This window comes from Bradyrhizobium sp. 26S5 (assembly GCF_036923295.1).
GTDB classification, from domain to species: domain Bacteria; phylum Pseudomonadota; class Alphaproteobacteria; order Rhizobiales; family Xanthobacteraceae; genus Bradyrhizobium; species Bradyrhizobium septentrionale.
Map to the genome: position 1 here is coordinate 9,595,569 of NZ_CP145948.1, position 13,754 is coordinate 9,609,322.

General features: G+C 66.0%; 10 protein-coding genes and 1 tRNA gene. 5 read left to right on the forward strand and 6 right to left on the reverse strand.

What is annotated here, in order from left to right; all coding sequences use genetic code 11:
- Nucleotides 1-151 precede the first annotated feature (151 nt).
- From V5279_RS45215 to V5279_RS45230, 4 genes are all read right to left on the reverse strand, one after another.
- Nucleotides 152-227, reverse strand: a tRNA-Thr gene (locus V5279_RS45215).
- Between the two features lie 108 nt (nt 228-335).
- Nucleotides 336-2,099 (reverse strand): heme biosynthesis protein HemY, encoded by a 1,764-nt coding sequence (locus V5279_RS45220; RefSeq protein ID WP_338693868.1) that lies wholly within the window; start codon nt 2,097-2,099, stop codon nt 336-338.
- Between the two features lie 20 nt (nt 2,100-2,119).
- A complete protein-coding gene (locus tag V5279_RS45225) occupies nt 2,120-3,376 on the reverse strand; it encodes a hypothetical protein (protein ID WP_338693870.1) in 1,257 nt (418 codons plus the stop codon).
- A gap of 121 nt (nt 3,377-3,497) precedes the next feature.
- Nucleotides 3,498-4,229 carry a uroporphyrinogen-III synthase gene (locus tag V5279_RS45230; RefSeq protein WP_338693872.1) on the reverse strand — a complete coding sequence of 244 codons (732 nt, stop codon included), beginning with the start codon at nt 4,227-4,229 and terminating at the stop codon, nt 3,498-3,500.
- 185 nt (nt 4,230-4,414) lie between these two features.
- On the opposite strand from V5279_RS45230, the gene tsaD reads away from it, so the two are divergent.
- A complete protein-coding gene (tsaD, locus tag V5279_RS45235) occupies nt 4,415-5,488 on the forward strand; it encodes a tRNA (adenosine(37)-N6)-threonylcarbamoyltransferase complex transferase subunit TsaD (protein WP_338693874.1) in 1,074 nt (357 codons plus the stop codon).
- A gap of 203 nt (nt 5,489-5,691) precedes the next feature.
- Nucleotides 5,692-6,672 carry an NAD(P)H-dependent glycerol-3-phosphate dehydrogenase gene (locus tag V5279_RS45240; RefSeq protein ID WP_338693876.1) on the forward strand — a complete coding sequence of 327 codons (981 nt, stop codon included), beginning with the start codon at nt 5,692-5,694 and terminating at the stop codon, nt 6,670-6,672.
- Here the strand turns inward: V5279_RS45240 and V5279_RS45245 are convergent, their stop codons facing one another.
- Nucleotides 6,673-7,437 carry a haloacid dehalogenase type II gene (locus V5279_RS45245; protein WP_338693878.1) on the reverse strand — a complete coding sequence of 255 codons (765 nt, stop codon included), beginning with the start codon at nt 7,435-7,437 and terminating at the stop codon, nt 6,673-6,675.
- Between the two features lie 251 nt (nt 7,438-7,688).
- Between V5279_RS45245 and V5279_RS45250 the strand changes: the two genes are divergently transcribed.
- Together V5279_RS45250 and V5279_RS45255 are read left to right on the forward strand one after the other, a co-directional pair.
- A complete protein-coding gene (locus tag V5279_RS45250) occupies nt 7,689-8,816 on the forward strand; it encodes an alpha/beta hydrolase (protein ID WP_338693880.1) in 1,128 nt (375 codons plus the stop codon).
- A gap of 176 nt (nt 8,817-8,992) precedes the next feature.
- Nucleotides 8,993-9,406, forward strand: coding sequence for an EVE domain-containing protein (locus V5279_RS45255; protein ID WP_338693882.1), 414 nt, complete (start codon nt 8,993-8,995; stop codon nt 9,404-9,406).
- Nucleotides 9,407-9,567: 161 nt separating this feature from the next.
- Here V5279_RS45255 and V5279_RS45260 read toward each other — a convergent pair whose 3' ends face one another.
- Nucleotides 9,568-10,740 carry a DNA topoisomerase IB gene (locus V5279_RS45260; RefSeq protein ID WP_338693884.1) on the reverse strand — a complete coding sequence of 391 codons (1,173 nt, stop codon included), beginning with the start codon at nt 10,738-10,740 and terminating at the stop codon, nt 9,568-9,570.
- Nucleotides 10,741-11,575: 835 nt separating this feature from the next.
- Between V5279_RS45260 and acs the strand changes: the two genes are divergently transcribed.
- The gene (gene acs, locus V5279_RS45265) at nt 11,576-13,516 is read left to right on the forward strand and encodes an acetate--CoA ligase (protein WP_338693886.1); all 1,941 of its coding nucleotides are present in this window, start codon (nt 11,576-11,578) and stop codon (nt 13,514-13,516) included.
- The last annotated feature ends 238 nt before the right edge of the window (nt 13,517-13,754 follow it).

Below are 13,754 nucleotides of genomic sequence, written 5' to 3' on the forward strand. Positions count from 1 at the left end.
CTCACGGCGAGATGAGACCGGCCCAGCTAGGGCGCAAAGAACCTGATTCAATATTGCATCAACATCGGTGAGGTTGGCAGCCACTCGTACCTAGAGCGTACCTACACCGTTCGCCAATTTAGCCAGAATGAGGGTAAGTTATTGATAAGGCTGGTGCCGCAAGAGGGACTCGAACCCCCGACCCCGTCATTACGAATGACGTGCTCTACCAACTGAGCTATTGCGGCGAACCGTTCGGCAACGGCCTGATAATTCGCGCCACCTGATATCGGGCATGACCCCGATTGGCAAGAAGATGCGGTTATTTAACCGCACAGCCGTTACCTAACCGCGAATTAGCTGCCCAAACGTGCCAGAAATCCGCGCCAGCCGCCGATCTGGGCCTTGGGCGGGCCGATTTGTTCCGCAAATTCGTCCACGGCGCCGTCCTCGTCGACCCCGGGGTCGTCGGGGGCCCTGATAATCGGGATCACCGCCGGAATGGGTGCCGGCGCGGCCTTGGGCAGGTCAGTCCGGGAGCGGAACAGGGGAGCCGGGGCCGGGGGCGCCGGTTCGGCCGCCGGCGGCGGGGCCGGCTCCGGTGCGGCGGCTTCGGCAGGGGCCGGCTCGGCCTCGATGGCAGCCTGCAGGGGGGCGTTATCCTGCACGGGCGGTGTGGCCGGTTCCTCCACGGGCTTCATCTCAACCGGCTGGACCTCGACCGGCTCAACCGGCTTTGCCGCCGGCGGCTCATCGGCCACCTCCTTGGGCGGCTCGACCCGCCGCGGCGCCAGCATCGCCTCCTCGAAGGGTGAGGGCTCGATCGCATGGCCCTTGTCGGACGGCAGCGCCGCCACCGGCGTCTGCCACTGGAAGGCATCAAGACGGCCGGTGACCGGCGAGACCGGACGCCAGCGATCCGAGACATAGCCGTCGGCGGTCCACACCGGATCGTGCAGCGCGCGCACCGCGCGCAAGGTCCAGGCCCGCGCCCGGCCGCTGTCGCCGTGCTCGGTACGCTCGATCTCCGCCATCAGCAGCGCGACGCGCTGCGTCGGCGCCGCAATGAACGGCTCCAGTGCCGCACGTGCCTTGGCGAACTCGGCCGCATCGATCGCGGCGCGCGCGATCGCCAATGCGCCTTCGATATGGCCCGGCGTCTTCGCCGCCAGCGTCTCGACGCGCACCAGGCGCTGGCGCGCGGCATCGCCGAGCCGGACATGGGAATAGGCATCGGCGAGATCCGGATGCGGTTGCGCGAGCCACGCGGTCTCGACGATACGCATCGCACGGCGCACCTGATGCGCCTCGCTCTCGAATTTGGCTGCGAGCACGGCGGCCGGAATCAATGTCGGCGCCTGCTTGACCGCCTCCATCGCGCTCGAGCGCGACAGGTCGCGATCGACGGTCTCGAACTCCAACGCGCGCGCCGTCAGCAGCACGCCGCGCTGCCGCCGATAGGTCGCCTTGTCGATCAATCCGGCGGTCTGGTTGTTGTCGATGATCGACAGCGCGCCGGCCCAATCGCCCTTGGCGCAGCAGAAGCCCAGCACTGCATGCGAGGCCCATGACGACGACGGCGACATTTTCAGCGCTTCCTCGGCGATCATCACGGCCGCCACCGGATCGTCGGCGCGCTGCGCCTCGATGAACAGGCCGCGCAGGCCGAGCAATCGCGTGTCCGGACGCTCGGCCATGGCGCGGAAGGCGCGCTGCGCACCGTCGCGGTCGCCATCGAGCTGCGCCGATTGCGCGTGCAGCAACAGCGCCAGCGGATCGCCCGCCGCGTGGCGCCGCGCCACTTCGGCATGCGCGCGGGCGCCTGCGGAATCGCCATGCCCGATCGCGAGCAGGCCTTGCGTGATAGCATGACGGCCGCGGGCGTGACGCCGTTCGCGCCTGCCACGGCGGATGTGGCCCGGGATCTTCCACAGCCCGCGCAATATGACGCCGGCGACCATCGCGGCGACGATGACGAGGCCGAGCAGGTACATCGGCTGCTTGGAGGTCAGGCGGAAGCCGCCCCATGACATCACGAGATCGCCGGGCTGATCGGCCATCCAGGCCGCGCCCGCTGCAGCGAGCGCGATCAGCAGCAGGAACAGAATGATGCGGATCATCAAGAACCTATTGCAAAGATTTACTGGTTGACCGTGGCGAGCGCCGCCATGGCGTTGTCGGCAAATTTACGCGACGCGTCGAGCGCGGCGCGGCGCGCGTCCACCTTGTTGAGCCAGGCTTGCGCCGCGGTGCGATCGGCCGGCGGCAGCGACTTCAACTCACGCTCGGTCAATGCGAGGTCATTATGCACGGCGGCCGATGTCACGCGCGCGACGATGCTGCCGCGATCGGTCCCTGTGCCATCGGTCCGCTCGATGCGGATCAGCTTGGAGGCGCCGGCCTGCAAACGATCGACCAAGCCGGCATTCGCCGTCGCCGCTTCCGGCGCCGGCGGCGCCAGTTGCGGCACGATCTCGATCAGCTCGCGGCACAGCGCGTTCGGGCTCGGCACACCTGACGTCGCGAACGTCTCGAGCGGCTTCAGCATCGCGGGATCGTCGGCGAGCGTTTTCGCGGTCTCGAGCGCGGAGGCAAAGGGATCGCCATGACGAACCGCGACGTCGAGCAGCGACGCCGCGACCACGCGGCGCAGCGGCGCATCGTCCGCCTTCGCCTCGGCCTTGGTGTCGGCGATCTTGCTGTCCTGTTTGGCGATCGCGGCGCCCTGCGCCTTCACCGCGCCCTCGACCTTGTCGATGCGCGCCGTGATGCCGGAGATGTCCGGCGCAGCTGCGCCATCGCGCGGGGCGGCTTTCACGTCGTTGACCGCGGCCGCAAGCCGGTCGGATTGCGCCCGCGTCGCAGCGAGCTCGGTGCGCAGCGCGGCGATCGATTTGTCGAGCGCCTCCAGCCGCGCCGTGGCCGCAGGATCGGCAGCCGCCGTGGCCGGCCGGCTGGCCTTTGCTTCGAGCGCGGTCAGGCGCGTGCCGAGTTCGTCGATCGTTACCGCGCCGGGCTGCGGCGTCGAGGCCGTCTGCACCGCGGGCCAACCGAGCAGCCAGCCGACCCCGATCACCAGCGCCGCCGCGACGGCGCCCGATACCGGCGCCACCACCCAGGGCGACACCGGCCGTGCCGGCTCAGTGTCCCGCGCCACGGAGGCGGTCTCGGGCTGCGGCTCCGCCTGAGGCGCAGCTTCGGGCTGGGGCTCGGCTTCAGCCGCGGCTGCGTCCGCCTCGGCAGCTTCCTTGACAGCTTCCTTGGAGGCTTCCTCGGCCCCCTCCGTTTTTGGCGGCTCGCTGGAGACCTCGGTCGCCTGAAGATCGATGGTCGGCGGCGCGCGCTTAGGCCGGGAATCCGGCGAAGGTCCTGGGTCGTCGGGCCTTTCTTCAGCCATCGCAGGGGGTCCTCAAAACTATTGGCCGCACATTCTAGCAGAATCGTCCGAAGTTCTTAGAGCACGATCCGAAAAACCGGGCATTGCCTAACATCATGTCCAGACGAAAGAATTATACCGCTCACGGCCGCAGGGTGCGGCTGAGTGCCTCGAGCAGGGCGTTTTCGTCGGGCTGTGCCGCCACCACCAGCTTGGTCGCGCCGGCGTCACGGAGCACTGCGGCAACCGCCGCCGAAATGCAGCATTGCGGCAAAGCGAGGGCCGATATCTCGACGCCATCGGCCCGTATTGCGTCCAGGAACGCCTGCGCGCTGCGGCGGGAATAATGCAGCACCGCGGTGATCCGGTTGGCCATGAAGGCGTCGCTGACCTCCCTGGGAAAGGCGGATACCGGCGCCATCCGGTAGGTGGTGTGGGTGACGACGGTCAGCCCCTTTTCGCCCAATTCGCCCGCCAGATCGCGCGAGAGGTCGGCGCCGGCGAGATGGAGCAGCGTCGCCGAGGCCTCGAGTTCGCCGGCCTTGACCCGCGCCAGCACGAGATCGCGCAAGCTGCCGGCATCGCCCTTGGCCACGATCACCCTGTCGAAGCCCCCGGCGCGCGCGGCATCGGCGGTGTGCGCCCCGACCGCAAACAGCGGCAGAGGCAACAGCCGGCTGGCCGTGAGATCGACCGCGCGCAGCGCATTGGCGCTGGTCAGGATGACGGCGTCATAATCTGAATCGTCATCGTCATGGAACGGCAACGGCTCGAAGCGCAGCACCGGCGCCGCGAGGGCGTCAAAGCCGCGTCCCCGCAGTGTCGCGAGCGTGGCGTCATTGTCCGGATGCGGCCGCGTGACAAGGATCGTCACGGTTCAGGCCTCCAGCTTTGGATTGGACCTTGGAAAATGGACCTTGCCGACCGATTGCACTTCAAGACCTCGCAATGCTACCCCGGAGGGAACACTTCTATAGGGCAGATCGGGCCGGAAACCGGTTCCGGCCCGTCCGGATCATGCTCGTAGCACAAGGGCCGAAATTGGGACACGAACCGCCGATGCTGGTGTTGGGGATCGAGACCACCTGCGATGAAACCGCAGCCGCCGTGGTCGAGCGGCAGGCCGACGGGCAGGCAAAAATCCTCTCCAACGTCGTGCGCTCACAGACCGACGAGCACGCCCGCTTCGGCGGCGTGGTGCCCGAGATCGCGGCGCGCGCCCATGTCGACCTGCTCGACGGCATTGTCGCCTCCGCGATGAAGGAGGCCGGCATCGGCTACGGACAATTGTCGGCGGTTGCGGCGGCCGCCGGACCCGGCCTGATCGGCGGCGTGATCGTCGGCCTCACCACCGCGAAGGCGATCGCGATGGTGCACGACACGCCGCTGATCGCGGTCAACCATCTCGAGGCGCACGCGCTGACGCCGCGGCTGACCTGCGCGCTGGCGTTTCCCTATTGCCTGTTCCTGGCCTCGGGCGGCCACACCCAGATCGTCGCCGTGGTCGGCGTCGGAGACTATGTGCGGCTCGGCACCACAGTCGACGACGCGATGGGCGAGGCGTTCGACAAGGTGGCGAAAATGCTGTCGCTGCCCTATCCGGGCGGGCCGGAGGTCGAGCGTGCGGCGGCCGGCGGCGACCCGACGCGGTTTGCCTTTCCGCGCCCGATGCTCGGCCGCCCGGATGCGAATTTCTCGCTGTCGGGACTGAAGACCGCGGTGCGCAACGAAGCGAGTCGGCTGGAGCCGCTCGAACCGCAGGACATCAGCGATCTCTGCGCGAGCTTCCAGGCGGCGGTGCTGGAATCGACCGCGGACCGCCTGAGCGTTGGCTTGAAACTGTTCGAGGAGCGATTCGGCACGCCGCGTGCGCTGGTCGCGGCCGGCGGCGTTGCTGCCAACCATGCGATCCGCAGCGCGCTGCAGGATGTCGCGGCAGAGGCGCAGACCACGCTGATCATCCCGCCGCCGGCGCTCTGCACCGACAATGGCGCGATGATCGCCTGGGCCGGCGCCGAGCGGCTGGCGCTCGGGCTGACCGACACGATGGAAGCGCCGCCGCGCGCCCGCTGGCTGCTCGATGCCAACGCCAAGGCGCCGGCCGGCTACGCCAACAGCCGCGCCGGACATTAGGTGCTTCGACATGGAGATGAAACGCAGAGCGAGCTCCCCTTCACCTCGCCCCGCTTGCGGGGAGAGGTCGGATCGCATCAACGATGCGATCCGGGTGAGGGGGTACAGGTCTCAACGACCGATTCGCTCGCGGATAGGCCCCTCACCCCAACCCTCTCCCCGCAAGAGCGGGGCGAGGGAGCGCAACTGAGCTAGGGGTTTTGATGCCCGCGCACAAGTCAGTCAGCGTGATCGGTGCCGGCGCCTGGGGCACTGCATTGGCCGAGGTCGCGGCGCGCGCCGGGCGCAAGGTGACGCTGTATGCGCGCAATGCCGAGCATGCGGCGCAGATCCAGGCGACGCGGGTCAATCCGAAGCTGGCTGGCATCCAGCTCGACCCCGGCATCGTCGTGACGTCGGATATCGCTACCGCCGCCCAAGCCGACGTCATCCTGGCCGTGACCCCGGCGCAGCATTTGCGTGCGGCGGTCGGGCATATCGCGCCGCATCTCAAACCTGATACGCCTGTCATCGCCTGCGCCAAGGGCATCGAGCACGGCACCCACAAATTCATGACCGAGGTGATCGCGGAAGCAGCACCTGGCGCCGTGCCCGCGATCCTGTCGGGACCGAGCTTTGCCGACGACGTCGCGCGCGGCTTGCCAACCGCCGTGACGCTGGCCGCCAGGGACGAGGCGCTGGCAGGCGCACTGGTGCAGGCGCTCGGTTCGGCGACCTTCCGGCCCTATCACACCACCGACGTACGCGGCGTCGAGATCGGCGGCGCGGCCAAGAACGTACTGGCGATCGCCGCCGGCATCGTGGTTGGCAGGAATCTCGGCGCCTCCGCGCTTGCCGCGCTGACCACGCGCGGCTTCAGCGAGCTGGCACGATTGGGCCGCGCCTGCGGCGCGCGCGCTGAAACCCTCGCCGGCCTATCGGGATTGGGCGACCTCCTGCTCAGCTGCTCGACCGCGCAATCGCGCAATTTTGCGCTCGGCCTCGCGCTCGGCCGCGGCGAAGCAGCACCGGTCGGCAAGCTTGCCGAGGGCGCGTTCACTGCGCCTGTCTTGTGCGAGCTCGCCGCTTCGCGAAAGGTCGATATGCCGGTATCGAACGCGGTTGCGGCGATCCTGAGCAACCGCCTGACCATCGATGCGGCGATCGAAGGGCTGCTGACGCGGCCGTTCAAGGCCGAAGGTTAGTCAACGCCCCGTCGCGAAGGCGACGAGGTCGTTCAATCCCGATCCCATTCCGTCAGACGCGACGCCAAGCTCCTCGACTGCCGCGTTGGCGCGGTTGACCCAGAACGTCGGATAGCCGAACCACTTCGTCCCGGCGACATCCCAGCCGGCGAACGCCGCAAAGGCGATCTCTTCCTTCGGTAGCCCGAACGCGTCGACGCCTATCTGGTAGGCGCGGGCGTCGGGCTTGAAGGCCTGAACCCTGTCGGTTGAGAGGTGAGGCTCGAACAGCCCCTCAAGCCCGGAGTTCTTGATGGCGGCATCGAGCATCGGCGCGGTGAGATTCGACAGGAACGCCATGCGAAGGCCTGCGTCACGCAGCTGCCGTAGCGCCGGCCCAACGTCAGGCCACGCCTTCAGCTCCAGATAAGTCTGCATCAGATGGTCGCGCTGCCCCGCCAACAGCTCGATCTTCATCGCCTTGGCCGCGAAGACCAGCGCGTCCTCGGTAACGCGCCAGAAATCGGCGTAGTGCCCGCCAAGCGTCCGGAGCCAGCCGTATTCGAACTGCCGCGTGCGCCACAAGGCACTCAACTCGGTGCCTTTGCCCGGAAACATTTCCTCCACGCGCGCGAATACCGGGCGCGGATCAATGATCGGAAAACCGTCGAACGCGATCGCCTTGAATGACGAACGCCCAGCTGCGCGTGCTTGGTAGGGCCGCGCTGCCGCTGTCGCGACCGAAGCTGCGGTCATGGCCGTGAACGTGCGGCGATTGAGAAGCATGTGATCTCCGTCGAACGAGCGACGACCGTTCACAGAAAAAACGCGTCAGCACAATCGCCCGATTTCGGCAGAGACCATTCCAGATTTCAAAACAATCGACGCCTGCTGGCGCGGCCGTTCGGGTCGGAGCAATAACCCTCCAAAGTGTCTCGCAAGCCGCCCTTCACGGCCTGAAGGCGCTGTACTAGCGTGGCGGCGAACCGTCGGATCCCGGTCTAACAATCGAAAAGCGGATCCCAAGGGAAAAACACATGCGTCAACCGCAACGCGCCATCGTTTCGCCCAGCCTTGTTTCGCTCAGCCTTGCACTCGCCCTCGCCGCCTCGTCCGCTATCGCTCACGCCCAGACTGCAGCCTCATACGACGACCTTGCCAGGAGCGAGGCCGCGGCCAACGCCGAGAACGGCAAGCGGGTCGCGCCGCTCAAATCGATCGGCAATCCCACCAATGACGTCTCTCCCGAAATGCAGGCGATCATCGGCGCGCCCTATCCGCCGCATTTCAACGCCGACCCGAAGACATCAGCGGAATGGAAGGAACTGATCGATCGCCGTGCCAAGCTCTTGGTCGCGGGTCTTCCGGCGATGAAGGCGAAGCTCGGCGTCAAGGTCGAGGAAACCAAGATTGCCGGCGTACACTGCTTCATCGTCACGCCGAACAAGATCGCGCTCGAGAACCGGCGCCGCCTGCTGATCCATGTGCACGGCGGCGGTTACGTGTTCGGCCCCGGCGAAGCGGCGTTGCCGGAGGCCATCATGATGGCCGGCTTTGGCGGCTTCAAGGTGATCTCGGTCGACTACCGGATGCCGCCGGACTTCCCCTATCCAGCCGCGCTTGATGATGCGATGGCGGTCTGGAAGGAGGTCTTGAGGTCGCATGAACGCCACCGGCTCGCGATCTTCGGCACCTCGACCGGTGGCGCGATGACACTCGCGATGGTGTTGCGCGCCAGGGACGAGAAGCTGCCGCTGCCGGCCGCGATCGCGCCGGGCACGCCGTGGTCCGATATCGACAAGATCGGCGACAGCTACGCGAGCAATGAGTGGGTCGACAACGAGCTGGTGACCTGGGACGGATGGCTCGGCCGCGCGGCGAAGCTCTATGCAAACGGGACCAGCCTGAAGAACCCCTACATTTCGCCGATCTACGGTGACTTCAAGGGCTTTCCGCCGACCATCCTGACATCGGGCACGCGCGACCTGTTCCTCAGCAACACGGTGCGCACGCATCGCAAATTGCGGCGCGCCGGCGTGATTGCCGACCTCAATGTCTATGAGGGGCAGTCGCACGCCCAGTACCAGATGAGCGTCGATGCGCCCGAGACGAAAGAGGCATTCACCGATATCGCCAAATTCTTCGATCGATATCTGAAACAGTGAACGTGATGGCTTCTTCATTTGACGCGCTTTCTTCACGCGAACCGGTACCCATCCCGCATCAAGTGCGGGACAGGCTTCGCTCGAAAACGCTCTGATCAGATGCCCACGCTTGTCGCGGGCATCCGTGTGCCTGTAGATTGCCGCGCAATCGGCGTTTTGGAACGGGGTAAGTTGCGATGAACTACTGGCTGGTGAAATCCGAGCCGTCGACCTGGTCGTGGGACCAGCAGGTCGCCAAGGGCGCGAAGGGCGAAGCCTGGACCGGCGTGCGCAACTTCACGGCGCGGCAGAATCTCGTCAACATGAAGAAGGGCGACAAGGCGTTCTTTTATCATTCCAATGAAGGCAAGGAGATCGTCGGCATCGCCGAGATCATCAAGGAAGCCTATCCGGATCCGACCGACAAGACCGCCAAGTTCGTCTGCGTCGACATCAAGGCCGACAAGCCGCTGAAGACGCCGGTGACGATGGCCGCGATCAAGGCCGATAAGAAGCTCGCCGACATGGCGCTGGTGAAGTATTCGCGGCTCTCGGTGCAGCCGGTGACGGCGGAGGAATGGAAGATGGTCTGCAAGATGGGTGGGCTGTAGCGTTCCTCTCCTGTCGTCCCTGCGAAAGCAGGGACCCATAACCACACGTCTCTCAGTCGCGCAGGGCAGCGTCCCCAGCGTTCTACATCTTGGACATTTGTGGTTATGGGTCCCGGCTCGCGCTTCGCTTGGCCGGGACGACGGTGAGTTGGGTGTGAAGCTTACGCCCCGGCCGCCATCACCACCTGCGCCAGCAATTGCTCGCGCTTGGACTGGGTGCGGTAGCCTCCCATCGTCGCGGCGAAGCGTTCGAGGATGCCGTCCTCGAACGCGGTGACGATGGTGTCGTGGACGTAGCTCTTGCGGCAGATCGCCGGCGTGTTGGAGAGCTGGTCGGCGGCGGCGCGGATCGCGTCCAGCACCTGGCGCTTGCGGCCGCGCTGGCTGGTGGCCGGCGTGATCCGCGACAGCGACTCCACGACGACGGCCGACGCCATCAGCGTGCGGAAATCCTTCAGCGAGATCTTGATACCGGCGATCTCGCGCAGGAACGCGTTGACCGCCGTGGTCGAGGCGGCGCGGACGATGCCGGAGCGGTCGTAGTACTGGAACATGCGCTTGCCCGGGACACCGCGCAGGATGCCGATCGCCCGCACCAGCTTGGCCGCGTCGCATTCCTTGCGCACCGCCTTGCCGCCCTTGGCCTTGAAGGTCAGCACCAGAGAATCGTCTTCAAGCGTGACGTTGGACTTCAAAAGCGTGGTGGCGCCGCGGGTGCCGTTGAGGCGGGCATAGGATTCGTTGCCGGGCCGGATCGCGGTGCGCGCGATCAGCTCGATCACCGCCGACAGCGCGAATTCGCGCGTCGGCTCGTCGCCGGACAGGAACGCCGAGACCTTGCGCCGGATCTTCGGCAGCGCCGCCACGAGCTTGGCCAGGCGATGCGCCTTGCGCTGCTCGCGGACCTTCTCCCAATCGGCGTGATAACGGTATTGCAAACGACCTGCGGCATCGCGGCCGACCGCCTGCAGATGCGAACTCGGATCGTTGGAGTAGCGCACCTGGCGATAGGCCGGGGGAACCGCCATCGCGTGCAGCCGGCGGATCGTCCGCGCGTCGCGGACGCGCGAACCGTTGGCGCGGACGAATGAATAATTCTTGCCGCGCTTGATGCGGCGGATGGTCAGCTCGTTCTGGTCACCGAGCCGCAGGCCCAGATCGCGCGCGAGATCCTCGACGGAGGTCTTGATGGGCGTGTCGAGGTTGAGCTTGGCTCGCGGCGGCTGCAACTTTGCCTGCGGCCGCTTGGGCCATTGGCCCAGCGCCTTCGCCAAGGCGACAGCGGGATCGGCGGACATGGGCCGCACAGCCGCGATGTTCTGCTGATCCATCATACTTCCAAGACGCCTTGTTCCGCTGTTCTCCCGGTAATGCCGTTGCTTCGGGCTTCGTTCCGGTGGGGCCGTCCGGCCTCGGATTGGCGATTTAGGGCGTCGGGGCCGACATTGCGAGTCGCGAATCAGTTATTGACGGTTTCTAATTACCTTTCATGGGTGCCATTCGCCCGTAACCTTGATTTTGGCCTGTCCGGGACCGGTCAAAATGGCGGGATCAATGCCCGGAACCGGCTTTGACAGGGCCGAGCAGGCCGGGCCGGACCGCGCAGACCAGGTCGGAGATCGTGCCCCTTCGTGCGCAATTCCGCGCTCAAACGCCGCCTGATGCCGGCGGCCCCCGGGCTGGCCGAACCGCTGGCCCGCGGGCAGGGTTTGCGGGGGTCACCGGCGTCGCCTCGACAAATTCGTAGCTCACGGGCCGTCGGGCCACGCCGGTCGCCGGCGGAGCAATTGTCGGCGTCGATCATCGCGGCGGCGTCCGACACTTCGTTCAACTCTGCCTGAAGCCGTCGAGCCAAGTCGGCGCCGGCGGGTCGTCATCGTGCAGCGACACTGCTGCTGTGACCGCGAGCTGCACAGAGCGCGACATCACTACGACCAAGAGACCAGTGACGCGGAGCACGCGATCGCGCATAGGTTTCGCTCGTCAACGAGGCGCGGTAAACCGCCCGATCAGATGCGGAAGCCGGTGGGATATCCGGCGGCTTCCCCGCGACGAAAGTGACAGTCCTTTTTCCTTGCCGGGCCGGAATGCGGCAACGCATAATCGCGGCAATGATCAAGACGGCTTGCCGTCGCGGCGTGTGCGATCGGCGATGAGTGGAGGAAAGCGATGTCCGAGAAGATCTATGACGTGTCGGCCGATTGGGCCAAGCGCGCCTACGTCAACGATGCCAAATATCGCGAGATGTACGCGCACTCGGTCAAGGACCCCAACGGCTTCTGGGCCGAGCACGGCAAGCGGATCGACTGGATCAAGCCCTACAGCAAGGTCGAGAACGTCTCCTTCGCGCCCGGCAACATCTCGATCAAATGGTTCGAGGATGGCGTGCTGAACGTCGCCTGGAATTGCATCGACCGGCATCTCGAGAAGCGCGGCGACCAGACCGCGATCATCTGGGAGGGCGACGATCCCTCCGAATCCAGGCACATCACCTACCGCCAGCTGCACGACGAAGTCTGCAAGATGGCCAACATCCTGCGCACCCGGAACGTCAAGAAGGGCGATCGCGTCACGATCTATCTGCCGATGATTCCGGAAGCGGCCTATGCCATGCTGGCCTGCGCACGGATCGGCGCCATCCATTCGGTGGTGTTCGGCGGCTTCTCGCCTGACAGCCTCGCCCAGCGCATCAAGGACTGCGATTCCAAGGTCGTCATCACCGCGGACGAAGGCCTGCGCGGCGGCAAGAAAGTGCCGCTGAAGGCCAATGTCGATGCCGCGATCGCCAAGACCGGCGGCGTCGACTGGGTCGTGGTGGTGAAGCGCACCGGCGGTGCGATCGACATGAACCCGACCCGCGACCTCTGGTATCACGAGGCCGCCGAGATGGTGACGACGGAATGCCCGGCCGAGCACATGCACGCCGAGGACCCGCTGTTCATCCTCTACACCTCGGGCTCGACCGGCACGCCGAAGGGCGTGCTGCACACCTCCGGCGGCTATCTGGTGTTCGCGTCGATGACGCATCAATACGTGTTCGACTATCACGACGGCGACATCTACTGGTGCACCGCCGACGTCGGCTGGGTCACCGGTCACAGCTACATCCTCTATGGGCCGCTCTGTAACGGCGCGACCACGCTGATGTTCGAAGGCGTGCCGAACTATCCGGACAATTCGCGTTTCTGGAACGTGGTCGACAAGCACAAGGTCAACATCTTCTACACCGCACCGACCGCGATCCGCGCGCTGATGCAGGGCGGCGACGAGCCGGTGAAGAAGACCTCGCGCCAATCGCTGCGCCTGCTCGGCTCGGTCGGCGAGCCGATCAATCCGGAGGCCTGGGAGTGGTACTACCGCGTGGTCGGCGACGACCGCTGCCCGATCGTCGACACCTGGTGGCAGACCGAGACCGGCGGCATTTTGATCACGCCGCTGCCGGGTGCCACCAAGCTGAAGCCGGGATCGGCAACGCGGCCGTTCTTCGGCGTGGTGCCGGAGATCGTCGACGCCGACGGCAAGACGCTGGAGGGCGAGACCTCGGGCAACCTCTGCCTGACCAAGTCATGGCCCGGCCAGATGCGCACGGTCTATGGCGACCATGCGCGGTTCGAGCAGACCTATTTCTCGACCTACAAGAACAAGTATTTCACCGGCGACGGCTGCCGGCGCGATGCCGACGGCTATTACTGGATCACCGGCCGCGTCGACGACGTCATCAACGTCTCCGGCCACCGCATGGGCACCGCCGAGGTCGAGAGTTCGCTGGTCGCGCATGAGGCGGTGTCGGAAGCCGCTGTGGTCGGCTATCCGCACGACATCAAGGGCCAGGGCATCTACGCCTATGTCACGCTGATGAAGGGCACCGAGCCGACCGAAGCGCTGCGCAAGGAGCTGGTCGCCTGGGTCCGCAAGGACATCGGCCCGATCGCGTCGCCGGATCTGATCCAGTTCGCGCCCGGCCTGCCGAAGACGCGCTCCGGCAAGATCATGCGCCGCATCCTGCGCAAGATCGCCGAGGACGAGCCGTCGAGCCTCGGCGACACCTCGACATTAGCCGATCCAGCCGTGGTCGACGACCTCGTCGAGAACCGGCAGAACAAGAAATAATCCTGCGACCGCAGTATCGGGAGATGAAAGAAGGGCCGCGCGCGATCACCCGCCGCGGCCTTTCGCTTTGCTGGAGGAGTTACGGCGCGTCTTCTTCACGCGAACCGGCGTCAGGCTTCGCTCGACGCTCCGGGATCGCCATTTCACGGGATTGTCAGAGCCACGGCGGCACTGCGGCGCGTTTGCGGCCAAGTGTTGTTTTCAGGTCATTTACTTTAATCCGAACTTTTTCTTCTCT